Annotated in this window: 23 protein-coding genes; 7 read left to right on the forward strand and 16 right to left on the reverse strand. The window is 43.5% G+C overall.

The features are described 5' to 3' along the window. Positions 1-40: 40 nt before the first annotated feature. From gmk to bfr, 6 genes are all read left to right on the forward strand, one after another. Positions 41-664 (forward strand): guanylate kinase, encoded by a 624-nt coding sequence (gene gmk, locus AY605_RS00735; RefSeq protein WP_064094584.1) that lies wholly within the window; start codon positions 41-43, stop codon positions 662-664. A gap of 76 nt (positions 665-740) precedes the next feature. Continuing rightward, positions 741-1,022, forward strand: coding sequence for a DNA-directed RNA polymerase subunit omega (gene rpoZ, locus AY605_RS00740; protein WP_004650579.1), 282 nt, complete (start codon positions 741-743; stop codon positions 1,020-1,022). Positions 1,023-1,237: 215 nt separating this feature from the next. Next, positions 1,238-3,343 (forward strand): RelA/SpoT family protein, encoded by a 2,106-nt coding sequence (locus AY605_RS00745; RefSeq protein WP_064094585.1) that lies wholly within the window; start codon positions 1,238-1,240, stop codon positions 3,341-3,343. Between the two features lie 74 nt (positions 3,344-3,417). Beyond that, positions 3,418-3,801 (forward strand): RidA family protein, encoded by a 384-nt coding sequence (locus tag AY605_RS00750; RefSeq protein ID WP_004644973.1) that lies wholly within the window; start codon positions 3,418-3,420, stop codon positions 3,799-3,801. A 220-nt stretch (positions 3,802-4,021) separates the two neighbouring features. Next, a complete protein-coding gene (locus AY605_RS00755; protein WP_064094586.1) occupies positions 4,022-4,216 on the forward strand; it encodes a bacterioferritin-associated ferredoxin in 195 nt (64 codons plus the stop codon). 221 nt (positions 4,217-4,437) lie between these two features. Further along, entirely contained in the window at positions 4,438-4,902 is a 465-nt protein-coding gene (gene bfr, locus AY605_RS00760) for a heteropolymeric bacterioferritin subunit Bfr (RefSeq protein ID WP_064094587.1), read from the forward strand. Positions 4,903-4,949: 47 nt separating this feature from the next. Here the strand turns inward: bfr and AY605_RS00765 are convergent, their stop codons facing one another. Both AY605_RS00765 and tfpZ read right to left on the reverse strand, forming a co-directional pair. After that, the gene (locus AY605_RS00765; protein WP_064094588.1) at positions 4,950-6,584 is read right to left on the reverse strand and encodes a PglL family O-oligosaccharyltransferase; all 1,635 of its coding nucleotides are present in this window, start codon (positions 6,582-6,584) and stop codon (positions 4,950-4,952) included. Between the two features lie 91 nt (positions 6,585-6,675). Next, positions 6,676-7,428 carry a TfpX/TfpZ family type IV pilin accessory protein gene (gene tfpZ, locus AY605_RS00770; RefSeq protein WP_064094589.1) on the reverse strand — a complete coding sequence of 251 codons (753 nt, stop codon included), beginning with the start codon at positions 7,426-7,428 and terminating at the stop codon, positions 6,676-6,678. A gap of 39 nt (positions 7,429-7,467) precedes the next feature. Here tfpZ and AY605_RS00775 point away from each other — a divergent pair, with 39 nt between their 5' ends. Next, complete coding sequence (locus AY605_RS00775) at positions 7,468-8,886, forward strand: O-antigen ligase family protein (RefSeq protein ID WP_064094590.1); 1,419 nt, start codon at positions 7,468-7,470, stop codon at positions 8,884-8,886. Between the two features lie 43 nt (positions 8,887-8,929). Here the strand turns inward: AY605_RS00775 and AY605_RS00780 are convergent, their stop codons facing one another. The 14 genes from AY605_RS00780 to AY605_RS00845 all read right to left on the reverse strand — a co-directional run bounded on the left by AY605_RS00780 (position 8,930) and on the right by AY605_RS00845 (position 26,098). Further along, the gene (locus tag AY605_RS00780) at positions 8,930-9,367 is read right to left on the reverse strand and encodes a pilin (protein ID WP_064094591.1); all 438 of its coding nucleotides are present in this window, start codon (positions 9,365-9,367) and stop codon (positions 8,930-8,932) included. 210 nt (positions 9,368-9,577) lie between these two features. Then, complete coding sequence (locus AY605_RS00785) at positions 9,578-10,138, reverse strand: TPM domain-containing protein (RefSeq protein WP_064094592.1); 561 nt, start codon at positions 10,136-10,138, stop codon at positions 9,578-9,580. Then, positions 10,132-11,187, reverse strand: a complete 1,056-nt coding sequence (locus AY605_RS00790; RefSeq protein WP_064094593.1) for a TPM domain-containing protein — start codon at positions 11,185-11,187, stop codon at positions 10,132-10,134. Before AY605_RS00790 ends, AY605_RS00785 begins: the two co-directional genes overlap by 7 nt. Positions 11,188-11,217: 30 nt before the next feature. Then, complete coding sequence (locus AY605_RS00795; protein ID WP_064094594.1) at positions 11,218-11,808, reverse strand: LemA family protein; 591 nt, start codon at positions 11,806-11,808, stop codon at positions 11,218-11,220. Between the two features lie 184 nt (positions 11,809-11,992). After that, positions 11,993-13,414 carry an FAD-dependent oxidoreductase gene (locus AY605_RS00800; protein ID WP_064094595.1) on the reverse strand — a complete coding sequence of 474 codons (1,422 nt, stop codon included), beginning with the start codon at positions 13,412-13,414 and terminating at the stop codon, positions 11,993-11,995. 72 nt (positions 13,415-13,486) lie between these two features. Beyond that, the gene (gene gltB / locus AY605_RS00805; RefSeq protein ID WP_171254889.1) at positions 13,487-17,962 is read right to left on the reverse strand and encodes a glutamate synthase large subunit; all 4,476 of its coding nucleotides are present in this window, start codon (positions 17,960-17,962) and stop codon (positions 13,487-13,489) included. A gap of 448 nt (positions 17,963-18,410) precedes the next feature. Further along, positions 18,411-19,283 carry a hypothetical protein gene (locus tag AY605_RS00810; protein ID WP_064094597.1) on the reverse strand — a complete coding sequence of 291 codons (873 nt, stop codon included), beginning with the start codon at positions 19,281-19,283 and terminating at the stop codon, positions 18,411-18,413. A gap of 10 nt (positions 19,284-19,293) precedes the next feature. Continuing rightward, the gene (gene aroB / locus AY605_RS00815; protein ID WP_064094598.1) at positions 19,294-20,373 is read right to left on the reverse strand and encodes a 3-dehydroquinate synthase; all 1,080 of its coding nucleotides are present in this window, start codon (positions 20,371-20,373) and stop codon (positions 19,294-19,296) included. A 28-nt stretch (positions 20,374-20,401) separates the two neighbouring features. Next, positions 20,402-20,938 (reverse strand): shikimate kinase AroK, encoded by a 537-nt coding sequence (gene aroK, locus AY605_RS00820; protein ID WP_064094599.1) that lies wholly within the window; start codon positions 20,936-20,938, stop codon positions 20,402-20,404. A 36-nt stretch (positions 20,939-20,974) separates the two neighbouring features. After that, positions 20,975-23,140, reverse strand: a complete 2,166-nt coding sequence (gene pilQ / locus AY605_RS00825) for a type IV pilus secretin PilQ family protein (protein ID WP_064094600.1) — start codon at positions 23,138-23,140, stop codon at positions 20,975-20,977. Positions 23,141-23,158: 18 nt separating this feature from the next. Next, positions 23,159-23,686 carry a pilus assembly protein PilP gene (locus tag AY605_RS00830; protein ID WP_064094601.1) on the reverse strand — a complete coding sequence of 176 codons (528 nt, stop codon included), beginning with the start codon at positions 23,684-23,686 and terminating at the stop codon, positions 23,159-23,161. After that, positions 23,686-24,405 carry a type 4a pilus biogenesis protein PilO gene (locus AY605_RS00835; protein ID WP_064094602.1) on the reverse strand — a complete coding sequence of 240 codons (720 nt, stop codon included), beginning with the start codon at positions 24,403-24,405 and terminating at the stop codon, positions 23,686-23,688. Before AY605_RS00835 ends, AY605_RS00830 begins: the two co-directional genes overlap by 1 nt. Continuing rightward, complete coding sequence (locus AY605_RS00840) at positions 24,402-25,040, reverse strand: PilN domain-containing protein (protein WP_064094603.1); 639 nt, start codon at positions 25,038-25,040, stop codon at positions 24,402-24,404. The genes AY605_RS00835 and AY605_RS00840 overlap by 4 nt, the downstream gene beginning before the upstream one ends. Continuing rightward, positions 25,040-26,098 carry a pilus assembly protein PilM gene (locus AY605_RS00845; RefSeq protein WP_064094604.1) on the reverse strand — a complete coding sequence of 353 codons (1,059 nt, stop codon included), beginning with the start codon at positions 26,096-26,098 and terminating at the stop codon, positions 25,040-25,042. Before AY605_RS00845 ends, AY605_RS00840 begins: the two co-directional genes overlap by 1 nt. Between the last annotated feature and the right edge of the window lie 135 nt (positions 26,099-26,233).

Here is a 26,233-nt window from a genome sequence, read left to right on the forward strand (position 1 = left end):
TAAAATAGAGAAGATATTTTATCATATCAGGAAAAATATCATGTCGGGTCTCTTGTTTGTCGTTTCTGCAGCGTCTGGAACAGGCAAAACATCCCTTGTTAAAGCCCTACTTGAGCGTGTCAACAATCTTCACGTTTCTGTTTCACATACTACACGTGGTCAACGACCTGGCGAACTCGATGGCGTGCATTATCACTTCTCCACCAAAGAAGATTTTTTAAATCTGGTCAATGAAGGTGGTTTTATCGAATACGCTGAAGTATTTGGTAATTACTATGGTACCGCGCAGGCCACGGTGAAAGAACAGTTGGCTAAAGGCCATGATGTACTGCTGGAAATTGACTGGCAGGGCGCACAGCAGGTTCGTCGACTTTTTCCTGAATCAAAACAAATTTTTATCTTGCCGCCAAGCCAGTTTGATTTGCGGGAACGCTTGTCTAACCGGGGCACTGATACCGTTGATGTCATTGAACATCGCCTGAGCTGCGCAGTAGAAGATATGCAGCAATATAGCAACTTTGACTATATCATTATCAATGATGACTTCAATAAGGCGCTGCATGACCTTGAAGCAGTGATTATTGCCAATCGTCTGGTGCTTAGCCAGCAAGCCAACCGTCATGAAAAGCTAATTCAGAAACTGATCACGCCGACTGAGCAGTGATTAAAACTTGAGTCTATAGACAAAGCCTTTTATACTGTGCAGTCTGTTAAAATTTATTATTCAAACGAGAATTCTTATGGCACGCGTCACCGTTGAAGATTGTTTAGACCATGTAGACAACCGCTTTGAGCTTGTACTAGTGGCAAGCAAGCGTGCGCGTCAATTGGCGCGTCAAGGCATTGAACCAACTGTAGAATGGGACAATGACAAACCGACTGTTGTTGCTTTACGTGAAATCGCTGCAGGTCATGTATCAAAAGATATTTTGAAGCAACGTGATCAAGACTATCAGACATCAAGTCTGGACCTTGCACTTTCTGCAAACAATCTGAACTTAGACGGTTTTTCTTTCCAATAAGAGATCGTCAATCAAAAAGCCTAGTTTAAAACTAGGCTTTTTTTGTTATGTGACTTTTATATTTATACCAGAACGGTTATAACATAAGGGTTAGCTCATGCAAACTGCTAGAGATTTTCTACTTTTTATAGTAAAAATTAATCAGCTCTGTACTTTGCATTTCATTAGAGCTTTCTCGGTTTAATTTGTAAAAAATTCAGTTTTAAAGGTGTTTTATGCCAGGCCCACAGGTCAGTCAAGCCAAGCAACAGCTAAAGATCATTATCGACGCGTATTTAAGTGAAAACGACGTTGAACGTGTGCTTGCGGCCTGTGATTATGCAGATATCGCCCATGACGGCATTATTCGCAAAAGTGGTGAACCTTATATTCTGCATCCAATTGCGGTCAGTTGCATTTTGGCGCATATGCGTCTGGATACTGAAACCTTAATGGCAGCCCTGCTGCATGACGTGATTGAAGACACTGAGTTCAGTAAAGATGATATTGCTGAAAAATTCGGCAACACGGTCGCAGAACTGGTCGATGGCGTGACCAAACTGAGTCATTCCAGCGATAAAGAATATAATAAAGCAGCTTCTTTCCGGAAAATTCTGCAAGCGACCTTACAGGATCCGCGTGTCATTATTGTGAAACTGGCTGACCGCTATCACAACATGACCACCCTGGAAGCATTACGCCCAGACAAACGTGCCCGTATTGCCCGGGAAACCTTTGAAATTTTTGTTCCGATGGCACGTATTGTCGGCATGAATGAAATGGCCGACAATCTGGAGCATTTGTGCTATCAGAATCTTGATCTGGATATGTACAACAATGTTCAGACTGCCCTGCAGGAAACCAAACCGAAACGCTGTGAATATCAGGCCAAATGGGAAAAAAACCTGACCGAACTATTGCAGAAAAATGGTATTCAAGGCCGCATCAAAAAGAAAAATAACAATATCGAGTTACTTCGTCATTTTGTTAAAAATGACATTGACCTGCAAGAATTGACGCATAGCCATGCTTTTGAAATTATCTTACAGAGCATTGCCGATTGTGATCGTCTTGCAGAGATTCTGACCCAAAGCTTTAAGATTCAAAGCTATGAAGACCATATCCGTCGCCCCTTACCCGGTGGCAACCAGTCCCTGATGATGCGCCTGAAAGGCGAAAAGACCACTTTGTCTTTAACCATTCAAACCGAACTGATGCGTAAAGCCGCACGTTTCGGTGTAGTTTTGGGCGAAAATGCTCCACAAGCCTGTCGTTCTGCGATTCAGGCGTCAATGCAGAATCTCAATGTACTGGTCGATGGTGAATGTGCCAAAACCACATTTAGTGAATTACTGGATTATCTGCATCAGGAAAAAATCTGGGTCTATACCCCACATGGGCACCTGCATGAATTACCACAAGGTGCTACAGCAGTTGATTTTGCTTATGCCGCCAGCTTGTTCCTTGGCAACCATGCGGTGGGCGCTAAAATCAATAATGAAACCAAACCTCTATCAACGCCATTGGCTAGTGGTCAGGTGGTTGAAATCATTACTGATGTACTCGCGACACCCAATCCCGACTGGCTCAGTTTTATCAATACTCAAAAAGCCCGCCGCGCAATCCAGAATATCTTGCGCGATCAGGATCTGGACGAGCAGCGTCTGGTGGGACAGCAGGCACTGAATCGTGCATTAAAACTGTTTCATCGCTCGATTCAGGATCTGACCGAGGCTGACTGGAAAAACCTGCTGGAATGGCGTCACATTGCCAGTAAAGAGCAACTTTTTGAACAGATTGCGGTCGGTGATTTATTACCGCAACTGGTGGCCAATCATTTGTTTGCCCAGGACCAGCATCAGAATGTTGCGAGTTCGGGCCGCTTGATTCAGGGTACGGAAGGGGTTGATGTTAAATATGCACATTGCTGCAATCCGGTACTTGGCGATCCGATTCAAGGTCATTTGACCCGTCGTGGCCTGATTGTGCACCGCTCACGCTGTCATAACCTGCTGCATGAACAGCATCAGCATCCTGAAAACATCATGCCATTGCAATGGACTGCCGATGATCTGGACGATATCAGCTTTACCGCCTATCTCTGTATTGACCTGGCGATGGATGATGAACAGATCTCTGACCTGATCTATCAATGCCGTAAAGCACATTCCGGTGTAGAAATGGTCCGCTCTCAAGATAACCAGACCTACGTCAATATAGTAGTCCATAACCGCAAACAGATTGCACAGATCATCCGTGACCTGCGCATGTATTTCGGTTTTCCCCGAATTACCCGTCTGTCCCAACCCGTCATTCTGAGTGAAGCGTCTAAAGCGAGTTAATCATTTAAAACGATAATGCTTTTGTCAGCCGAAACGATCGAATATGATGTATGTTGATGATAAAGGAGAAATTAATGTCCCGCCAAGTAATCCATACTGAAAATGCCCCTGCTGCGATTGGCACCTATTCGCAAGCCATTTTAGTCGGTGATACCCTCTATCTATCTGGTCAAATTGGCTTGGATCCTTATAGTATGGAACTGGTTGAAGGCATTGAGGCCCAGATTCGTCGCGTATTTGACAATTTAAAGGCTGTTTGTGAAGCAGCGGGTGGCTCATTGGCAGACATCGCCAAACTGAATATTTTCCTGACGGATTTATCGCACTTCCAGCTGGTGAATCAAATTATGGGCGAATATTTTGCCCAGCCTTATCCAGCCCGTGCAGCCTTAGGCGTTGCCAGTTTACCTAAAGATGCTTTGGTTGAAATGGATGGCATTGTCATCATTAATCAATGATTTATATCATTAATTAAGTAACCAGATTTCAAGACTCTGTTTTAAATTATTCACTTATTTTGTGCGGAAATCCGGATAACACTCGGATTTCCGTTCAGATCATCTTCTTTTATCTAAATCACCAATTATTATAAAAAAGATTTCAAATGATTTTTATTGACAAACGATAACAATTATCAATAATATTACTTATCTTATTTAATCACTGTGGTTGTGTCCTATGTACGTTTGTTTATGCCGTGGCATTACAGATCAAGACATTAAAGATGCTATTGCAAATGGCGCTGAAAGTTATCGTGATGTGCGCGATATGCTGGACTTGGGTACATGCTGTGGCCGCTGTGCGCCAGAAGCCCGTATGATCATCAGTGATGAAGTATCACAAATTGCAGCCCGCCTGGGAGTGGCTGCCTGAACTATAAACACAATCATAAATCAATGGTCTTCGATCATTCCTCCTCCCCCGCCTCTGACTCTGGCGGGTTTTTATTGCCATTTATCTGAGTCTGGATGGATTCGATTGCGATTTTCATTTGCTGTTCCATAAATTACTCGCCATTGGCCACTGACTTGCTTTACTATCAAAGTTAAAACGCTTTCTTAGAAAGATAAAACAGATTTAAATGGAGTGATGTAATGAAAGGCAATCGTGATGTGATTAATCAGCTCAATCAGGTGTTGTATCACCACCTAACCGCGATTAACCAGTATTTCTTGCATTCGCGCATGTTTAATGACTGGGGCATTGAGAAACTAGGCTCGGCAGAATATAAAGAATCCATCGTTCAGATGAAGCATGCCGATAAAATTATTGAACGTATTTTATTTTTGGAAGGTTTGCCGAATTTGCAGAATCTGGGCAAACTGTATATCGGCCAGCATACTCAAGAAGTACTGCATTGTGATGTACGCAAAGTGAAGGAAAATATCGAAGCTATCCAGAAAGCTGTCGCACTGGCTGAAACCCAAATGGATTATGTGACCCGCGATCTGGTTCAGGAAATCCTGGAAAAAGAAGAAAATTATCTGGACTGGACCACAACACAAATTGATCTGATTGAAAGTGTTGGTATCGAAAACTATATCCAAAGCCAGCTCTAAAACTGGAATTAAATTAAAAAAGCCAGCATCTGCTGGCTTTTTTGTATTTAGCGTGGCATATCCTGCGTTAATTCATCATAACTCAGTTCAGTCTTTTGAATGGTTCTTAAGCGCTTCAGCTGGTACTTGGCTTCCGCCTCATAGCCATTAAAAGCTAAAAGTTTGGCATATTTGATCAGGTTATATTTGGTTGGGTAAGTTAACACCATCTGTTCACCTTCCTTAATCTGCTCAGCAGAGGCGTCGCTATAAGGATTTAAACGAATCCAGCCAATACGATGATTAAACTCGGTCAGCAGATAAATTGGTTTTTCATTGGTGATTTTTTCCGGCTGTTTTTCATAACGAATACTTTGTCCAAGTTTTGGCACCGCAACATCATAGTCGCGATAAATCACAATCAATAAAAGCAACCCAACAGCAAAAATGAATTTCATACCGATTGATGGCATAACTATTATTTTAATTTTTGGATTTTGTGCCAGAACCGTACCCAGAATAAAACCCACCGGTAACAGGAAATAGGCATAATGCTGTGGAAACTCAAACATGGCATGTATCACAAAAGCCCCGATCATGAGAATACCGATCACTGATTCTGGCGTATTCACCCAGCGTTGTAACTGATAGCCCAGACAACCAAAGTACGCCAGAAATGGCAGTCCAATAATTAAGCCATTCCAGAGCAAAAAGTCCAGAATAAAATTATGCGCACTACGAATCCAGACCGGACCTTGTACCGTATCACTAATCGAGACAAAAGCCACACTGGTCTGATACCAGCCATAGCCAAACCATGGCTGCGCCTGAATCGCGGCAATCATTTGCTGCCAGATTGCGAGGCGTGACATATCACCGGTGGCACGCGCTACTACATCCCGGCTTTGAACTACGTCCGTATCCATTGCCTGCGCAGCCAACTGACTGAGTAAAGGAAAGGCCACAATACATGCAATAAAGAAAATGAACCAAGCGATGCTGTAATACCATTTCAGGCGAATAACACCTTTATATTGATAGAAAGCTAAATACAACATGATCGCAATTGCAGCGACCCAAGCAGTACGTGACTGACTTAAAGCCACTCCCATAACAATCACTACAGCACAGACAAATAGCCACTTGGTCTGAATTTTTTTCTTTTCATATAAATAAAGGCAGCTCATCAATGCCATGACTAAAAACGTCGCCATATTATTCGGCTGAGCAAAATTGGCATAGGGTCGTTGATTACCGTTAATATTGACCATGCCCGGTAAAATTGCATCCAAATTAGACCATTGACACAGCGCAATCAGACCTGTCACTACACCCGAAACTACGAATACAAAACTCAGATAGGTAAATGTTTGTTCCCTGTTATATTGCCTTGTTGAAAGTTGATAACCCAACATACTTGCGAGCCAAAAGCTAAAAACAAAAATAAAGCCCATCATGGCGATGCTAAAGAAAAATACCTGCCCCAGTAGAAATTGAGTCAAGGGCGCGCAGGCAAGCACTAATAAGGGCAGACTGACCGCAGGAATTTTGAGTTTTTCTTTTAAGCAAATTGCAACTAACGCAAATAGCGCAAAAAAGGCATAGAGTTCACCCGTATAAGTCACCCATGGGCGGTAATGTACAGGCATGAGCCATGCAAAGGAGATCAGGATTGCTGCGATGAGGGCGAGCGTGAATTTCATGGAAATATCATGCAGTGGAAGTTTGGCACATGATAAACAAAAAAGCAGATTTGGGGTAATCTGCTTTTTTAAAAAGTATGCTAAACCGAAATTAGCGCCACGGGCGTAAGTCTACTATTTCAAAATCGTTTTCTGTATTCCCTACTAAAACAACCATATCTACTTCTTTTGCTTTTAATGGTAACCAATGGTGGTGTATTGAATAGCGTTCTATGATGGCATCTACGCGAGCTTGATCATTATATTGATATAAATCTTGTAGTGGATAAGATGATTTTACAATCTCTGGGAATACCTGTTTAATTTCCACATAATTTTCAGGCTTTTGGGCTAATGATATACCCGAAAAAACTTCTTCCATGATTTGTGCTTCTTTCACCTTAGGGTCACTTGAAAGTTTTACCGCTACAAATTTAGGTTTTGACCAATAATGACTACTCAAAAACTCCTGTAGTGTATTTTCACCTGTATAAATGATTTCATTTTTCTGAATTAATTCAAACTTATTACCATTAAATGCAATCCATACAGGTTTGGCTAAAGCTAAACTGCTTATACCGAAGGCCAAAGCAATTACCTGAATAAAGCCAATCACTACTAAGTCCATTTTCAAGGTTTTTTTATTTTTTTTATACACGATAAATGTCAATAATGGTCCCAATACCACATCAATAAGAATTACCAACAATAAAATTTTACTTGCTTGAACAGCCTGTAAAATCGGCCCCGGATACCAGACAAAATAAATAAAACTTATGATCAAACTTAAAATCAAGAAAGATAATGCAAAATGGACTGCAAATGCTTTGAACTTTTCTTTTACTATTTGCTTTATATCTTTCATATAATTCCCCTATATAGAAAGACTTAGAAGGATCTCTCAATGTTCCATATTATAAACAAATCGTTGCTTATTTTAATTCCCATTTTCTGTTTTATTGCATTTTCAAGTTTAAGTGCATATTGGGTCAAAGCGCCTTATGATGCATGGCGAATCTACGAAATTTTATTATTACTGACAACCAATGTTCTAGGCCTTCATCTACTCTTTAAAGAAAAATATCAAATATTTGACGAAAAAATAAGAAAAATCATCTTTCCACTCATCGCATTATTAGCGACTTTGGTATTTATTTCTGCTTGGCAAGCAGATTATTCCCCTCGTGCTTTTGCGGATGCCTCTTTATATTTTTTACTCATGAGCGTTTGCCTCATCTATACCAACCTCTTTCAACACTATAAAAAAATTACAGAAAATATGCTTGCATGCGTAGCAATTCTACCCATGCTGACACTTATTTTTTTACCTGTTGCGATTTGGGATCGGTTACAAGGTGGCATTGGTGCTTGGACCCAATCCTTTACCAATATTCGGATGCTTGATGATGCTCTATTGCCCTGCTTATTTCTTCTATGGCTCCGTATTGGCTTTTTGAAAGGATCTGATCAACTCTCAAAACCCAAGCAATGGCTACTCAAAGTTTCGCTCTATAGTATTTCAATCATTTACTTACTGAGTTTTTTGTTTCATGGTGCAAGAGCATGTTTACTTGCGATCATCACTGGGCTTATATTGAGTTTTATTTATCATAAAAAAAACAAGCTATTTGATTTTAAGCTCCCTGTTTTATCAGGTCTCGGTGCACTTAGCCTATATGTTATCTATCATCAAATTTTACCCAATCCAATCGGATCTACTCTAGCAAGAACTAGTAGCTCAGGTCGACTCGATTTATGGTTAAAAGCATTGAATACTTGGCTTGAACACCCAATTTTAGGAGTCGGAGGCAATCATTTCCTTTTGCAACAGCCTTATACCGTCATTGCACACCCACATAATATTGGGCTGAAGTTTTTAAGTGAATGGGGCATTTCTGCATGCCTGTTACTTGGACTGATCGTTCTGCTGTATAGACAAGTTAAACATAAAATTAGTAATGTTCCCCCTATTCTACTAGCTGGAACTGTGGCTATTTTTGTCAACTCAATGCTGTCAGGCAGTTTGCTTTACCCAGTCAGTCAAATCACAAGTTTGTGTGTCTTGGCATATACACTCAGTTTTTGTCTTAGCCTCAATACTGCACCTTCAGATAAAAACTCAATGAAATATCTATGGATGCTTTTAATTGTCCTCTTTTCGAGCATTCTTTTGGTGGTACATGGACAGGATATTATCTGTAAAGACTGTGTTAGCATTGATTTTGAAGGGGCACCAGCTTTTTGGGATTCAGGACGATCTCTACATTTAGAACCTTATATTATGAACAATTTAGGCAACCCAATAACAAATATTAAGCTATAAAAAGAGAGAGCCTAACGGCTCTCTCTTTTAACTTAAATTCAAATTATGAACATGAACCTGGTTTGTATTTAGCATCTAAAGTACCAGTCGTCGTACAAGCCCAAGTACCGGTTGCATTATCACGAGTTAAAGTAACACCCTTACCATTAATTTTAGTAGCATTACCATTCTTGAATACACATGCAATAGAGCCGTTGGCTTGAGCTGTAGGAGCTGTAACAGTCACTGTACAGTAACGTGCTGTCGCAGTTGAAACACCAACATAACCAGGTGCTGTAGAATCATGAGAAGGTGCTTTACCTTCATTTACAGCCACTTCAAATGCAGTTTTAGCAGGTGAAATTTCAGCAAGACCGCCAGTTGCTTGAGATTTTGCAATATAGTCTTGGTAAGCAGGAATCGCAATCGCAGCCAAAATACCGATAATTGCTACAACAATCATTAATTCAATAAGGGTAAAACCCTTTTGTACTGTATTCATAACATTCTCCACAAATGTTTTTTGTTTATTTATAAGCCTAAAGAAAAGCTCATTTAGCTTAATTTTATATTTAGCACTAAGTGTGCCAAGTTTTATTATAATAAAATTGAGAGAAAAAACAGCACTTTAAAAAAATATTTTTATTTTTGTAATTTTTGTGTTTTATTTTGTGTAACTAACTGACAAAAAATGTCAGTTAGTTGACTAAAATCACCCCAATATAATCGGTTTATTACCTAATTCATTCTCTAAATCATCTTTTTTTCGATCATAGTAATGATCTAAAACCTCTCCAATCTGTTTCACGCCTTCAATGACACCTTCTTTAAACCTCTGCTGAGCCAGATTTTGAATGATGTTTTGACAGATTTCATCCCAGACCTGCTGGGTCGTCGCATTCTTAATTCCCCGATCAATCACAATTTCAACCTTGTGCTCGCACAGATTCAAATAGAGTAATACCCCACTATTATATTCAGTATCCCAAACCCCAATTTCAGCAAATAACTGTCGGGCACGACAAAGTGTATCTTGATAATAAGCAGATCGTGAAGGCAGACAGCCTTCAATCACCACCTGAATCTCTCCCACATGTCCATGCTCTGCTTCTTCCACCGCCACTGCAATCGCATGCTGATCCTGCTTGGAAAAAAAGCGCTTGGTTGCCGGCATATAAAAGAAATGCTTGAGCCAGCGTTTAAAGCTTGGCTGTGCATGTTCTTCCAGTTTGGGCTGCGTGACTATATCTGTTGTATCTGTCGTTGTTACCATGAGCCTGATGCTCCTCCCCCGCCAAAACCTCCACCGCCACCGCCGAAGCCGCCGCCACCAAAACCACCACGGCCACTACCGCCGCCTCGACCGCCACCGGCCAAAAAGGCATGTAAAATCAGCTGGGCTATAGAGGTGATCAATAAAAAGAAAATACCTGCGCCAATCATCAAACTTGCAAGCAAACCCATGCCATTTACCAGACCGGCAGCAGTCCCTGCAACTGCGGCAGTCGCGGCGCTCAGTTTTCTGCCAAAAATCATGGACCCCACGACACCTGCGACTACAATAAACAGCACGCTACTCAACGTCGCTTTACTGGCTTTTTGTGCCTGATAAGCCTGTTCCTGACGCTCTTTAAGCTCATCGGCCGCCTGTGCTGCAATTTCAGGATCAAGATTTAAAATCCGCTCAATTTCAGTCAGGCCTGCAGCAATCCCTTGCGCATACTGGCCCTGCTTAAAATACGGCGTGATGGTGTCATGAATAATACGGCCTGCCACAATATCGGGCAGCACGCCTTCCAGACCATAACCGGTCAAGATCTGAATGCGGCGATCATTGATAGCAATGGTCATCAATAAACCATTATCCCGTTTAGCCGAACCAAGCTGCCAGGCCTCCGCCACCCGCATGGAATAATCAAAAATATCTTCCTGGCCCGTCGTTGGCACAATCACTACACCAATCTGGCCTTTTCCTTCCTCATAGAGTTTCAGAATACGCTGACTGAGTTGCTGCTTTTCAGTAGCACTGAGTATATTGGCTTGGTCAATAATAGGCTGGTTCAGGCTTGGTAAGTCGCGCTGCAGCTGCCCTTCAGCCATATCATTAGCAATTTGTGGCTGTGATGCTGCTGCAGTTTCTGTTTCAAGTCCACTTTTTTGAGCTGGAACATTTTGACCCGTTTTAGGCTGCAAAATTTCACGGGCCACGACGACTTCTTCAGTATCCGTAGCTGTGGCTGTTTCTGCTGACACAGGCGCTACCATCCCCATGCCCAACATGAGGAGCAACCCGGCACAGTATTTCAGCAGCATATCAGGCATCCGATTTCTCGCTTATTTTTAAATCAGTTATTACTCAAAGGAAACCGTTGGAGCTTTCTGGGCACTTTGCTCGGCGCTAAAGTTCGGTTTAGGCTCCATTCCGATCACTTTGGCAGTCATGACTTGCGGGAACTGACGTGCATAAGAGTTAAAGTCCTGAACCGTGGTAATGTAACGGTTACGTGCCACAGCAATCCGGTTTTCAGTTCCTTCTAGCTGTACCTGCAAATCACGGAACTGCTGGTTGGCTTTCAGGTCCGGATAATTCTCTGTGACAGCCAAAAGACGCGACAAGGCGCTGGTCATCTGCGCCTGTGCTTCCTGATAGCGCTGAAACAGTTCAGGATCTTCCAGTACTTCACGATCTACTTTCAGGCCGGCAACATTGGCACGTGCTTGGGTCACTTCTGTTAAAACCTGCTCTTCATGCGAGGCATAGCCTTTGACTACATTGACCAGATTAGGTACCAGATCGGCACGGCGCTGATACTGGTTCTGGACTTCCGACCAGGCTGCCGTTACTGCTTCATCTTTGACTTGCAAGGTATTATAGCCACAGCCACTCAGGGTCAAGGTACTGGCCAGCATCAAAGCTATGAGAGATTGTTTTAATACACGCATGATGTCTCGTCCTCAATTCTTTATTGATATTTATATAATTAATTTGATTTTAAACACTATTTTCTGAAGTTTTGTTACTTTTTATAATATTTTTAATGCTTTCCATTTTAGGACTCAAACTTAACAAAGATTAAAAAACCCGCCGTGGCGGGTTGTTTGAATGATGACTATTGATCGTTAACAGTTAGACATCAAGGTAATCCAGGATACCTTCAGCTGCCTGACGGCCTTCCCAGATTGCGGTTACCACCAGATCAGAACCACGAACCATATCACCACCAGCAAAGATTTTTGGATTCGAAGTCTGGAATTTGTATTGTTGCTGCTCAGCGGCAACGACACGACCTGAACCATCCAGATTGATTTCCACATCGGTGAACCAGTCTGCTGGACTGGTACGGAAACCAAAAGCCAGCAGAACTGCATCTGCCGGAAGAATTTCTTCTGAACCTGGAATCGGCTCTGGACTACGGCGACCACGACTGTCAGGCTCACCTAGCTGAGTAGTAATAAATTTCACACCCGTAACCTTGCCATTTTCACCCACAATTTCAATTGGCTGGCGGTTGAACTGGAAACTCACCCCTTCTTCACGCGCATTTTGCACTTCACGGCGTGAACCGGGCATATTTTCTTCATCACGACGGTAAGCACAAACTACCGATTCAGCACCTTGACGGATCGAAGTACGGTTACAGTCCATAGCCGTATCACCACCGCCTAAAACGATGACTTTCTTGCCTTCAACACTGATGTATTCAGACGGATCTTTTTCCCAGCCTTGGCAACGATTGACATTCGCAATCAGGAAATCCAGCGCATCGTAAACACCATCCAGATCTTCACCGGCAAAACCACCTTTCATATAAGTATAGGTGCCCATACCCATGAATACAGCATCATAGTCAGCCAGTAACTGGTCAATGGTCACATCGGTACCAATCTCAGTGTTCAGACGGAATTCCACCCCCATACCCGTGAAGATTTCACGACGGCGTTTCATTACGTCTTTTTCCATTTTGAATTCTGGAATACCAAAAGTCAGCAAACCACCAATTTCCGGACGCTTGTCAAACACGACCGGTTTTACCCCGTTACGCACCAGAATATCTGCACAGCCAAGTCCAGCAGGGCCTGCACCAATGATCGCAACTTTTTTGTCTGTCCATTTCACATTGGACATATCTGGACGCCAGCCCAATGCAAAGGCCGTGTCATTGATATATTTTTCTGCATTCCCGATCGTCACCGCGCCGAAACCGTCGTTGAGAGTACATGCCCCTTCACACAAACGGTCTTGCGGACAGACACGACCACAGACTTCTGGCAAGGTATTGGTCTGGTGACATAGTTCAGCCGCCTGGAACAGACGTCCTTCTGACACCAGTTTTAACCAGTTGGGAATATAGTTATGTACCGGACATTTCCACTCACAATACGGGTTACCACAGCCTAGGCAGCGATGCGTCTGGTTGGCTGCAATTTCCGCAGTATAAGGCTTATAAATTTCCACAAATTCTGCTTTGCGGACATCAATCTCTTTTTTCTCTGGATCTTGGCGTGCGACATCCAGGAATTGAAAGTCATTATTCAGGCGTTCTGCCATGTCTCTCTCCGTGGGGAGATGTAAGGGGTTCACAGTTGCCTTACATCTGCCTATGTTTCTGCAGTAGTGGAATTATTGTGGATCAGCTTGAGTGGTTTTCAACAGTGTTTGCAAGTTGGCTGCTTTTGGTTTTACCAACCAGAACTTGCGGCTGTAAAAGTCAAACTCATGGCGGATCTTGTACGCCCAAGCACTACCCGTTTCTTTAATATGTTCATCGAGAATACGACCCAGGAAGGCTTTGTGCTCTTCCATCGCTTCAGTTGAAATGCGATTCAGCTCAATCAGCTCGTGGTTATAATAATCAACGAAGTCATTATCCAGATCAAGCACATAAGCAAAACCACCAGTCATACCCGCACCGAAGTTATGTCCAACTTTACCCAGCACTGTCACAATACCACCGGTCATATATTCACAGCAGTGATCGCCTGCACCTTCAATTACGGCAAATGCACCCGAGTTACGTACTGCGAAACGTTCGCCTGCCGTACCGGCAGCAAATAATTTACCGCCAGTCGCACCATACAGACAGGTATTACCAATAATTGCGGTATTTTGCGTCTGGAATGGCGAACCTTTTGGCGGGAAGATAGAGATACGACCGCCAGCCATGCCTTTACCAACATAGTCATTGGCATCGCCTTCCAGACTGATATGCAGACCACCGGCATTCCATACACCCAGCGACTGGCCCGCAGTACCATTCAGGTGAACTTTTACCGGATGGGCTTCCATGCTCAGGTTGCCATAGCGTTTCGCAATTTCACCAGACAGACGGGCACCAATCGAACGGTCACAGTTACCGATCATGAAGCTATATTCACCGCCAGTTCCCGCTTCAATTGCAGGCAGAATCTCATCCACCATTTTTTCAGCCAGAATGCCTTTATCAAATGGTGCATTGCCCTGTACTTCGCAGTACTGTGCTTTACCTTCTGCAGCAGGATGTGACTCAAGCAATTTGCTTAAATCAAGATGTGCATGCTTTGCAGTTTCACCTGGCAAGACTTCAAGCAGATCCGTACGGCCAATCAGGTCTTTCAGACTCGATACACCAAGTGCTGCCAGCCATTCACGGGTTTCTTCAGCAATAAAGGTGAAGAAGTTAATCAGCATCTGTGGTTCGCCGATGTAGTGTTCCTGACGCAAGTGATCTTGCTGAGTTGCTACACCGGTTGCACAGTTATTCAAGTGACAGATACGCAGGTATTTACAACCCAATGCGATCATTGGGGTTGAACCAAAGCCGAAGCTTTCTGCACCCAGAATTGCTGCTTTGACAACATCCAGACCGGTTTTTAAACCGCCATCTGTCTGTACGCGAACTTTACCACGCAGGTCATTCACACGAAGGGCCTGATGCGCTTCAGAAAGACCCAGTTCCCACGGTGAACCTGCATGATGAATTGAAGAAAGTGGAGAAGCCGCTGTCCCGCCATCATAACCAGAAATGGTAATGAAATCGGCATACGCTTTCGCTACACCTGCCGCAATCGTACCGACACCCGGTTCAGAAACCAGCTTAACTGACACCATCGCCTGTGGGTTAACCTGTTTTAAATCAAAGATCAACTGTGATAAATCTTCAATTGAATAGATGTCATGATGCGGAGGTGGCGAAATCAAGGTAACGCCCGGCACAGAGTAACGTAAACGGGCAATGAGACCATTCACTTTACCACCCGGCAACTGACCACCTTCACCTGGTTTTGCACCTTGCGCGACTTTAATCTGGAGAACTTCTGCTGATGTTAAATAAGCAGGCGTTACACCAAAACGGCCCGATGCAATTTGTTTGATTTTCGAGTTACGGATGGTGCCGTAACGCGCTGGATCTTCACCGCCCTCACCCGAATTTGAACGACCGCCAATGGTATTCATGGCAATCGCAATCGCTTCGTGTGCTTCAGGTGACAATGCGCCCAAAGACATACCCGCAGAGTCAAAGCGAGGCAGGATCTCTTCCACAGATTCCACTTGTTCGACTGGAATCGAGTTGTCTGTTTTCAGTTTAAATAAGTCACGGATCGTTGCGATCGGACGGTTGTTCACCAGTTCTGCATATTCTTTAAAGTCCGCATAATTACCCGAACGCACTGCTTTATGCAGCGAGTTGATCACGTCCGGATTAAAGGCATGGTATTCCTTGCCGAATACAAATTTCAGCAAGCCGCCCTGATCAATTGGCTTACGGTTTTTCCAGGCAATATCCGCCAACTGTTTCTGATCATTTTCAAGATCGACAAAAGTGGCACCCTGAATACGACTTGGCACACCGATGAAGCATTTATCCACCACTTCATTAGATAAGCCCACTGCTTCAAACAACTGACCGCCGCGGTAAGAGGCAACCGTAGAAATACCCATTTTCGAAAGTACTTTCAGTAGACCTTTTTCAATCCCTTTACGGAAATTGTTTTGTGCATAAATCGGATCACCCAACAACTCACCTTTGGCGACCAGATCATTGATCACGTCATAGGCCAGATATGGATAGATCGCAGTTGCACCAAAACCAAGTAGCACTGCAAACTGATGGGGATCACGGGCAAAACCGGTTTCAATAATCAGATTCGCATCGGTACGTAAACCAGTCTTGATCAGGTGATGATGCACAGCACCGGTCACCATGAATGCATTGGCAGGCAAGTAGCCTTCACGGATTTTCTTGTCAGAAAGCACCAGTAAGGTTTTACCATCACGAATCGCCTGTGCAGATTCTTCACAGATACGCGCAATCGCTGCTTCCAGACCTTCAGATTCGGTATAGTTCAGATCAATATCTGCAATTTCATAGCCCGCACGACCCAGGGTACGGATTTGATGCATTTTAGAATTGGACAGTACTGGACTTGATACAATCAGACGATCAGCATGTTCAGGACCCTGTTCAAATACATTTTGTTCACGGCCAAAACAGGTTTCCAGTGACATCACAATTGATTCACGCAGTGGATCGATTGGCGGGTTGGTCACCTGTGCAAACTGTTGGCGGAAATAATCCGATACATGACGAACCTGACGTGACAATACCGCCATCGGGGTATCATCCCCCATTGAACCTACAGCTTCCTGTCCACTTTCGGCAATCGGACGCAATAACTGGTCACGTTCCTCAAAGGTCACCATGAACATTTTTTGTGCCGCTTTCAGGCCATCGCCTTTTAAGCCTTGATCACATAAATATTCTTCCAGCTCTGGGCTGCCTTGCAGACGCACAGAATTTTCACGTAACCATTCGCGGTATGGACGCATACGTTTCAGATGATTATTGACATCTTGCGTATCCAGCACCTTGCCGGTTTGTGTGTCGATTACCAGCATTTGGCCGGGGCCAACACGTCCTTTAGAAATAACATCTTCAGGTTGATAACCCCAGACGCCAATTTCAGAAGCCAGCGTGATATAACCATTTTTGGTGATGACCCAACGTGCAGGACGCAGACCATTACGATCCAGCATACAGATCGCATGTCGGCCATCCTGAATCACCAGACCTGCAGGACCATCCCAGGCTTCCATATGTTTTGAGTTGAATTCATAGAAGGCACGCAAGTCAGCATCTAAAGTTTCCACATTCTGCCAGGCAGGCGGAACCAGCATACGCAGGGCACGGAACAGATCCATGCCGCCACCGACCAGAATCTCCAGCATGTTGTCCAGGCTCGAAGAATCCGAACCGGTGCGGTTCACAATCGGATTCAGTTCTGTTAAACCGGGCAATAACGGATTTTCAAATTTTGGTACCCGCGCCATGGCCCAGTTACGGTTCGCAGTAATGGTATTGATTTCACCATTGTGTGCGAGGTAACGGAACGGCTGTGCCAACGGCCAGCGTGGCAAGGTGTTGGTCGAGAAGCGCTGATGAAACACCACGATATGCGATTCCAGACGCGGATCTGCCAGATCTGTATAAAAATCTGCAATCGCTTCTGGCATCATCAAGCCTTTATAGCTGATCACCGTTGAACATAAAGTAGTGACGTAAAAAGAAGTATCATTGCTTAACAGCTGCTCTGCACGACGACGCGCCAGGAATAACTTACGGTTAAATTCAACCTCAGTAACACCCATCGGGCAGTTTACAATCACCTGTTCAAATGCTGGCATCGATTGCAAGGCAATTTCACCCAAAGCATCGACATTGGTTGGAATCACACGCCAGGCCAGAACGATCAAACCTTCAGCTTCAATCTCTTTGTTTAAAACCTGTTTGGCGTGTGCCGCAAGCGCAGGATCAAGATTCAGGAATACCGAACCTACAGCAAAGACTTCACTTAAGGTGGTATCGCTTAAGCGTTTTGCTTCTTCACGGAAGAATTTTTTTGGCATCGCCAAGAGCAAACCACAACCATCTCCAGTCTTGCCATCTGCGGCAATACCACCACGGTGGGTCATGCAACTCAAACTATGAATCGCAGTCTTGACGAGATCATGGCTTGCATCACCCTGCATATGGGCAATTAAACCGAAACCACAGTTATCTTTAAACTCATCCGGTTGGTATAAACCTTGAGCGGGAGCTACATTATTAGGCGATGGCATGTGCATAGCGTACCCTTCTTTCACGAAGCCTCAATAGGCTGTTAAACAATCTAAATTCTTCTCTGCGCTGCGTTTAATGAACTTTCGAAGACTGTCTTGATAGAGCAAAAACATTGTTCTCTATTTCTTCAGCGTAGTCCTTTTTCAGACAGAATGCATAAAAAATAAAGTTTATTTTGCTGATGAATAACATAAAAATCAGGAATAAATATGACATTCACATAGTGTCATCGAATCATTTTTCGCGCTAAAACAGGGAGATTAATTCAATTCATGCACCAATAAAGCAAATTCCATGCCAATAAACAGAGCAAAAATTAAAACTATACAGATGACAAAGATTTAGCGCAGATAAGCGCCAGACAGGTGATTTTCAATGTGCATTTTTTGCACCAAAAGCGCTCATTTTTGATTCTTTAATTTTCTAGGTGCGCTATTTTAGACCGGACTAATTAAATGGATCACTAATCTCGTTATTTTGAGGACGAGGATTAGTGTTCTGACTAGGACGAGAATTGTTTTGCGGTTGGGGCATACTCTCTACAGCGCTTTCAGATTTCTGCACATCGACCACATTTCCAGAGGTGTCACGACGCACAATTGTGGTACTGGTTGTAACGGCATCAGGACTACGTGGCTTGATTTCCGGCTGGATTTGCGCTCTGACTCTTGCCGATTCATCTATTTTTGGCAAAGGCACATTTTTCAAATGAATGTCATAAATCTTTTGATTACTGGCTAATTCTTCTGAACCCAAACTATTCACCAAACTGACATACTGCTTGATTTGTACCACTTCAGGCTTGACCGAAGCAGGTAAATTCAAATTGAGGGTTGAAAGCGCCTGATTCGCTTGTGCCGCAGTCTTAAATTGACCATATAACAACACATACTGCTCTGGCTGATTTTCACCCGATATTCTTAAGTAAACAAAAGGCTTACGATCTGACTGTTTTTTAAGGAAACTTTTTAATATTGCTTCATTGGTCACGCGAAACAATTCAATTGCATGTTGGTTTTTCGCTTCATTAACAAACTTGGTACCGCGAAATTCCGGTTCATGACTGGCATTCACGATAGTACGCGTGGTCAGATCAAGTGGTTTCACTTCATCAGAAAGTGCACCAAGATGGATCATTGTTGAGACTTTTTCTGGCTGAATCTGCAACTGAACTTCAGTTTCAGGCTTTTTTTCAATTTCGATGACATCATCTGAATCAGTAACCGCCCAAAAGACTAAGGCAGCAAATAGGCAGCATACACCACAGACCAGCCAGAAATAATGCTGAACCTTTTGCCAAGGAGTATGTAACGCTGCCATAAAACTAAACCTATACCTGATTGGCTAAAATTGCCTGTTTCATTAACTCGAAATCGAAGTCCCGGGTAATCACTGCTTGGCCTAATTGCTTTAACAACACCAGACGCAATTGTCCATTCAAGACTTTTTTGTCATGGGCCATATAGGCCAGAAAATCATCCAGAGGGATTTTAGGACAAACCACAGGAAGTTTGGCACGAGAAATGATTTTTTTTGTACGTTCTAAATCTTCTTGAGAAATCCAGCCCATACGCTGTGACAGATCCGCAGCCATCACCATACCGGTGGCAACCGCCTCACCATGTAACCAGACACCATACCCCATATAGGATTCAATCGCATGACCAAAGGTATGACCTAAATTGAGTAAAGCACGTTCCCCTTGCTCCTTCTCATCATTGGCTACGATCCGTGCCTTATGTGCACATGAACGATAAACGGCTTCGGCAAGCAACTGCTCATCACGAGCAATCAGGCCTTCCATATTCGCTTCAAGCCAGACTAAAAATTTTTTATCACCAAGTAGGGCATATTTAATCACTTCAGCCAAACCTGCTGAAAGCTCACGGTCCGGTAAAGTAGCAAGCTGCGACATATCTGCCAGCACCACCTGGGGCTGCTGGAAAGCGCCAATCATGTTTTTACCCAGTGGATGATTAATCCCGGTTTTCCCACCCACACTAGAATCGACCTGCGACAGCAAGGTGGTCGGTACCTGGATAAAATATACTCCGCGCTGGAAGCAGGCCGAGGCAAATCCGGCCATATCCCCAATGACGCCACCACCTAATGCCAGTACAGTACAATCGCGGTTAAACCCGGCTTCAAGCAGAGCATCAAAAATCAGGTTCAGATGCTGGCTATCCTTATATTTTTCACCATCAGGCAAAATACAGGTCGCAACACGTTTGTCCAGAGCTTCAATTGCAGTTTGATAACGCTGCAAATAAAGTGGTGCAACTGTGGTATTACTCACAATCATCACTTGCTTGCCCTGAATATAGGGAGCCAATAAGGCCTTTGGATCCAGATCGCTTCCAATAAAAATAGGATAACGACGTTCTCCGAGTTCTACATATAAGGTTTGCATGCTTGATTAACCACTTGATTCAATGAACTTAATTTTTAGAAACAATGAGATTGAGAATCCGCTGCGCCAGATCTCGCGCAGCACCCTGATTGGTCTCAATAATATGATGTGCTACTTCCCGATACAAGGGATCACGAACTGCCAGTAAATCACGCAACTTTTGTTCCGGATTTTCGACTTGAAGGAGGGGACGGTTTTTATCGCGATAAGTACGTTGCAGTTGAATTTCAACCGGCGTATAGAGATAGACAACGATTCCGCGCTGTTTCAGATAATCTCGATTTAAGGTCTGAGTAATTGCACCACCGCCGGTGGCTAAAACCAGATGAGGACGTGAGGTAAGGTCATTAATGACAGCAGTTTCACGGTCACGGAAACCCTGCTCCCCTTCTTTTTCAAAAATCCAGGGAATAGTCGCGCCTGTTTTACGTTCAATTTCATGATCACTGTCTAGAAATTCACGCCCTAACAATTCTGCGAGATGTCGTCCTACTGTTGTTTTACCGGCCCCCATCGGCCCTACCAAATAAATATTTGGTAGGGTTTCAAACTCTTTGCTTGGCAAGGAGTCACCTATTCGTTTTGTTAAATTCAAAATATATTAATGATTTCTTGAAACACTGTCATTAACAATTCGAGGTGTAACGAAAATCAGTAGCTCACGTTTATTATCCGACTTTAAATCTTTACGGAATAAACGTCCTACATAAGGAATATCCCCCAGGAATGGCACCTTTGTTTGTGCATTACGGGTTTCCTGCTCAAAAATACCGCCTAGAACCACGGTTTCGCCATTATCCACCAAGACATTGGTAGTGATCTGGTTTTTGTTAATAGTCAACTGCCCAGTCGGTGTTGGGTTACCCGGTGAGTCACTGGTAATATTGAGTTCCATCTGTACTTTGCCATCTGGCGTAATGCTTGGTGTGACATCCAGACTTAGCGTAGCATCAATAAATTCCGTAGTAGATACTGCATTCGCACCACCACCCTCTGCTGACTGATACGGAATTTGAGAACCAGAGGCAACAGTTGCTTTCTGCTTGTCCGCAGTCAGTACTTTAGGGGTAGAAATTACTTCACCATAGCCATCTGCCTGAAGTGCAGAAAGCTCAAGATCCAGCATAAAATCAGAAAGGCTGATTAAACCAAAGGCGATACGACTGGCACCTGGACTGGTTACCCCCAAATCCACATTCAGGTTTTGTGGACGCTGAATATCATAGGTATACCCACCCAAATCATTTTCTTGAGGATCTCTGAGATCCCATAACGTCGTGTCACTACCACCGACCAGAAGACTATCATTGTTGGTAATCCCTTGAGACAGAATTCCCCATTTTACTCCCATCTCTTTGGTAAAGTCCGTAGTTGCTCGAACAATACGCGCTTCGACCATCACCTGCTTCACCTGAACATCAAGCAGATCTACCATATTACGGATTTTATCAATAAAGAGCTGGGTATCATTCACAATAATGGTATTGGTTCGTGCATCAACAGACACAGAACCACGGGAACTTAATAAACTTTCCCCACCCTCATTATTATTCGTGCTACTCGAGCCGCCTGAACTAGATGCGCCTTTATTCTGCGTAATCAGTTTCTCAATATCTGCTGCTTTGGCATAACTGAGCTGCATATATTCCGTCTGGATAGGCGCAAGTGCGACACTCTGCTTAATCGCCTTAGCTTCTTCCTCTTCCGCCTTTATCAGCTCTGTAACTGGTGCGATCCAGATCACATTGCCATTGCGGCGTTTATCCAGATTTTTGGTTTTCAGTACAATATCTAGCGCCTGATCCCAAGGCACCTCTTTTAAGCGCAAGGTAATATTACCTTGCACACTGTCCGCAGCCACCATATTGATATCGGTAAAATCAGCTAAGAGCTGTAATACACGACGGACTTCGATATCCTGAAAATCTAAAGAAATTTTCTTACCGGTATAGGCAACGGTTTTAGGACGCAAGGGACTCTTGGCTTCTGGTCGTTTCAAGCTGATGGTCAGCTTGTTATCAGTCTGATAAGCCATATATTCATAACTTTCCGCAGACTGAATCGTAATGACTCCTGAACCATTTTGATTCACAGCATCCACACTTGATACCGGAGTCGCGAAATCTGTCACATTAAGACGGCGGGTCAAATGAGCCGGAATCTTGGAACCTAAAGTGCGCACAATAACCTTGGTACCCTGCTGCTGTACATCAACAGGAGTATTATTTCCTAATAGATCAATAACGACCTGGCCTTCACCTTGCGCACCGCGCTGGAAACCAATGTTGCTAATACCCTGAGCTGACTGTTGCTGCACAGGTTGAGCTATGGCTACAGGAGTTGCCGAGTTAATTTTAAGAATAAAAGTATTGCCTTCTACTCGAGTGGTAAAGGCACCTGCATCTGTCAGATTAACCGTCAAACGGGCACGCTGTGCATCCGAAGTAACATCAACCGAACTGGCTTCACGCGTTGCGACCGGAATTTTGCTTTGTTTTAAATTCTGTTGGGCCTTGTCAAAGTCCAGAATCAAACGTGACGGTGATTCTAATTGATAGGCTTGTGGTTGAGGTGGTAAACCATTAAACATCACCCGAATTTCAGTTCCTTGACCAGGAAGCTGCATAGGTACCACATTCGTTACGGCCACTTGTGCGCTGGCTGCTTGCATCACCGCAATCGCAACAGCACCCATTGAAAACTGACGAAACACACGATTCATTGTATTAGCATCCCCAAAAATAAATTCTTTAATACTCTTATTCATTGTTATTCCTTTAAAACCTTATGGCGCCGGCCCGATGAGAACCAGGCTCCGCGGACGTTCCACATATCCTTCACGGCCATCTGGAATAATCTCAATCAGATTGATCTGTGTTGGTGTAATCCCAATCACGCGGCCATGATTAAGCCCCATATAGCTACCACGCTGGATCCGCTCAACTTCACCATCAGGGGTCTGGATTAAAGCCAGAATCTGCCCGGCCTGATTACGCATGCTGCCTTTCATGGTCAAAGTTTCCAGCGGATAACTTTCTAGCGGTTGCAGTTGACGTGATAGGTTTGGATAAACCCGTTTCCCCGCCATAATTTTCAGCTCAGCAGCCAGAGAGCTTGGTAAAAATGGGCTTTTGATCTGGTGCGCTGCATAATTAAAGGTTTCAACTGGCATAAAATCAGGTGCAGGTTCAATTGGTAAAGGCGGCTGATTACGAATATTGGCCATTTCCTGATTGACCGCATCAATACGGGAATCACATCCCACCAATAAAAACCCGAGCGTTAAAGCCGAAGTAATTTTAATTTTTTTCATTACTGCGCCCCCTGAGCCGTGCTGTCAGCTGCCGGCATTGCAGCACCGTCAGCATTACCGACATAACGATAAGTTTTGGCTTTTACCACATAATCAATAACTGGAATTTCAGATTTTTTCTCTTTGTTTTCAGTACCGGTAATAGTGAAATCATGTAGCGTAACGATACGTGACAAGCCGGCAATACTGCTCACAAAGGAACCAAAAGCGTGATAATCCCCAGTAGCTTCAATCGCAATTGGCTGCTCAATAAAGAACTCTTGCTTAATTTCAGGTTCCAGTCGGATATTTTTAAACTTCAGGCCTGAATTCACGCCGCTCAGGTTAATATCTTCAACCAGACCCGGAATTTCAGTTTCTTTCGGCAATTGTTCTAACTGCTGGTTAAAACGGGCTTCCATTTCCTGCAGTTGGATTTGATATTGTTGTAAGTTGCGTAATTTGGATTCTTTTTCGCGAAATTCATTCAGCAGGTTTTGTTCTTGGGCACTGGCTTGCGAAATCGACTCAATCGTGCTTCTGATCATGACAAAGTAAATCACTGCAAATGCCAATGCAGCAATGAAGATCCAGCAGGTAATTTTGACCGCTAAAGGCCAGCTACCATAATTATTTGGATCTAGAGTATTGAATTGTTGAAAAAACTTTTCAACAGTCATTTTATTTTTGGATACAGCGACGACATCCTGGTTGAACTCATCGTACTCGTCATTACTCATGATGATGCCCCCGTAGTTGTAGTAACTGCTTGTTGTTCTTCGTTAAGTACTGGCTGAGCGATCTGATCCAGATCTACAGTTACAGTAAAACTGCCATAAGATTCTTCCACACGTGGAATAATCGAGCTCGGCGCCTTTTCTTTGGCTTCTTCAGCCACCAGGAAAGCGTTCATAAAGGCATTTCGATACCAAGATGAAGCTTCCAGATTGCGTAGCAGTTCAGCTACGGTATTAGGACTCTCAGCTTTACCTTCAATGGTAAATTTATCGCCGGTACGCTGGAATTTGGTGATGTACATATTGCTTGGGGTGACCCGCACAATTTCATCAATCAGATGTACTGCAATCGGACGCTGGGTCTGTAATCCCTGAATCAGTTTCATCCGCTCGACAATCGCATTACGCTGTTCTTGCAAACCTTCTAGTGCCTTTAACTGCACATCCAGATTCTGGTTGGTGCTTTGAATCAGCTGATTGGCCTGTTCATGATCCTGAAGTTTTTGATCATAATAAAACCAAGTAGAACCTGCTGCCGCTAAACCTAAGAACAGTGCCCCCACACAAATCGCCACGAATTCATTATTTCTTTTAATTCTTAGCTCATCACGCCAAGGAAGTAAGTTAATTCTTGCCATTAATCAAAACTCCTTAAGGCCAATCCACATGCAACCATGAGTGATGACGCGTCATTTTCAATTTTTTTAATATCAATTTGCGGAGAAAAGCCCATTTGCAAAAATGGATTCGCGATCGTGACACGGTAACCGAGTTTTTGTTGTAATAATTTTGCCAGCCCTGGAATATTGGCATTTCCGCCGGCCAGTAAAATATGGTCGATCTCATTGAACTGAGAGGATGAAAAAAAGAATTGTAATGAACGGGCTGCCTGCTGTACCACCGCATCCAGAAAAGGTTCCAGCACTTCAATATCATAATCATCTGGCAAGGCACGGGTTTTTTTAGCACGCCCAGCTTCTTCAAATGACAATCCATAACGGTTCTGAATTTCCTGAGTCAACTGCTTGCCGCCAAACACCTGCTCACGGGTATAAATAATCTTGTTGTTCTGCATGACCGACAAGGTGGTCATACTATGCCCAATGTCTAAAATGCCGACCGTATTAACCCCCATCGGCAAAGTATCCGAAAATACTTTAAAAGCATTTTCCAGTGCAAAGCTTTCTACATCTGCAATCTTGGGTGTCAGTCCGGCAATTTCCAAAACTTCGGAACGTGCTTCGACATTTTCGATGCGGGTCGCGACCAGCAGCACATTGACCCGGTTCGGATTGGCAAGACGGTCTGGCAGAACTTCAAAATCCAGACTGGCTTCATCGAGAGGGAAAGGAATATATTGTTCCGCATCTTCACGAATCTGAACTTCACGTTCGTCATCCGACATATCTGCATCCATCTCAATGATCTTGGTGATTGCCATTGAAGTGGGAATTGCAAAAGCGGTCTGATTCGACTGGGTATTGCCCAAATTAATTGCGCGCCCAAGCGCATCAGCAACTGCTTCTGGATTTAAGACATTTTTTTCAACAACACTGTTTTCCGATAATGGGACCAAAGCATAACTCTCTACCCAATAACGGCCACTTTTTACAGAAAGTTCTAAAACCTTAACAGAAGTCGAACTAATATCGACTCCTATTAACCCCTTATTCGGTTTACGATATAACCTGCGCACAATATACTTCCTATTATTTTTTTGTCCCCAATTCAATCTAACTTACCAATTGGTCCAGCCTATAATTTTATATAGATACAATAACTGATCTAACAATATGGATATCGACAGGATATACTGACCGGTAATTAGTTC

The organism is Acinetobacter sp. SFD (assembly GCF_001647575.1).
Taxonomy (GTDB): Bacteria; Pseudomonadota; Gammaproteobacteria; order Pseudomonadales; family Moraxellaceae; genus Acinetobacter; species Acinetobacter pecorum.

What these genes read in the sequence shown, in the direction of transcription:
- aroB (WP_064094598.1), bottom strand. Translation starts at nt 20,373, where the DNA reads ATGCAAACCTTATATGTAGAACTCGGAGAACGTCGTTATCCTATTTTT.
- AY605_RS00745 (WP_064094585.1), top strand. Translation starts at nt 1,238, where the DNA reads ATGCCAGGCCCACAGGTCAGTCAAGCCAAGCAACAGCTAAAGATCATT.
- AY605_RS00800 (WP_064094595.1), bottom strand. Translation starts at nt 13,414, where the DNA reads ATGGCAGAACGCCTGAATAATGACTTTCAATTCCTGGATGTCGCACGC.
- AY605_RS00830 (WP_064094601.1), bottom strand. Translation starts at nt 23,686, where the DNA reads ATGAAAAAAATTAAAATTACTTCGGCTTTAACGCTCGGGTTTTTATTG.
- AY605_RS00750 (WP_004644973.1), top strand. Translation starts at nt 3,418, where the DNA reads ATGTCCCGCCAAGTAATCCATACTGAAAATGCCCCTGCTGCGATTGGC.
- AY605_RS00755 (WP_064094586.1), top strand. Translation starts at nt 4,022, where the DNA reads ATGTACGTTTGTTTATGCCGTGGCATTACAGATCAAGACATTAAAGAT.
- AY605_RS00790 (WP_064094593.1), bottom strand. Translation starts at nt 11,187, where the DNA reads ATGCCTGATATGCTGCTGAAATACTGTGCCGGGTTGCTCCTCATGTTG.
- AY605_RS00765 (WP_064094588.1), bottom strand. Translation starts at nt 6,584, where the DNA reads ATGAAATTCACGCTCGCCCTCATCGCAGCAATCCTGATCTCCTTTGCA.
- pilQ (WP_064094600.1), bottom strand. Translation starts at nt 23,140, where the DNA reads ATGAATAAGAGTATTAAAGAATTTATTTTTGGGGATGCTAATACAATG.
- AY605_RS00840 (WP_064094603.1), bottom strand. Translation starts at nt 25,040, where the DNA reads ATGGCAAGAATTAACTTACTTCCTTGGCGTGATGAGCTAAGAATTAAA.
- rpoZ (WP_004650579.1), top strand. Translation starts at nt 741, where the DNA reads ATGGCACGCGTCACCGTTGAAGATTGTTTAGACCATGTAGACAACCGC.
- AY605_RS00775 (WP_064094590.1), top strand. Translation starts at nt 7,468, where the DNA reads ATGTTCCATATTATAAACAAATCGTTGCTTATTTTAATTCCCATTTTC.
- tfpZ (WP_064094589.1), bottom strand. Translation starts at nt 7,428, where the DNA reads ATGAAAGATATAAAGCAAATAGTAAAAGAAAAGTTCAAAGCATTTGCA.
- AY605_RS00810 (WP_064094597.1), bottom strand. Translation starts at nt 19,283, where the DNA reads ATGGCAGCGTTACATACTCCTTGGCAAAAGGTTCAGCATTATTTCTGG.
- AY605_RS00780 (WP_064094591.1), bottom strand. Translation starts at nt 9,367, where the DNA reads ATGAATACAGTACAAAAGGGTTTTACCCTTATTGAATTAATGATTGTT.
- gltB (WP_171254889.1), bottom strand. Translation starts at nt 17,962, where the DNA reads ATGCCATCGCCTAATAATGTAGCTCCCGCTCAAGGTTTATACCAACCG.
- AY605_RS00835 (WP_064094602.1), bottom strand. Translation starts at nt 24,405, where the DNA reads ATGAGTAATGACGAGTACGATGAGTTCAACCAGGATGTCGTCGCTGTA.
- AY605_RS00785 (WP_064094592.1), bottom strand. Translation starts at nt 10,138, where the DNA reads ATGGTAACAACGACAGATACAACAGATATAGTCACGCAGCCCAAACTG.
- bfr (WP_064094587.1), top strand. Translation starts at nt 4,438, where the DNA reads ATGAAAGGCAATCGTGATGTGATTAATCAGCTCAATCAGGTGTTGTAT.
- AY605_RS00795 (WP_064094594.1), bottom strand. Translation starts at nt 11,808, where the DNA reads ATGCGTGTATTAAAACAATCTCTCATAGCTTTGATGCTGGCCAGTACC.
- gmk (WP_064094584.1), top strand. Translation starts at nt 41, where the DNA reads ATGTCGGGTCTCTTGTTTGTCGTTTCTGCAGCGTCTGGAACAGGCAAA.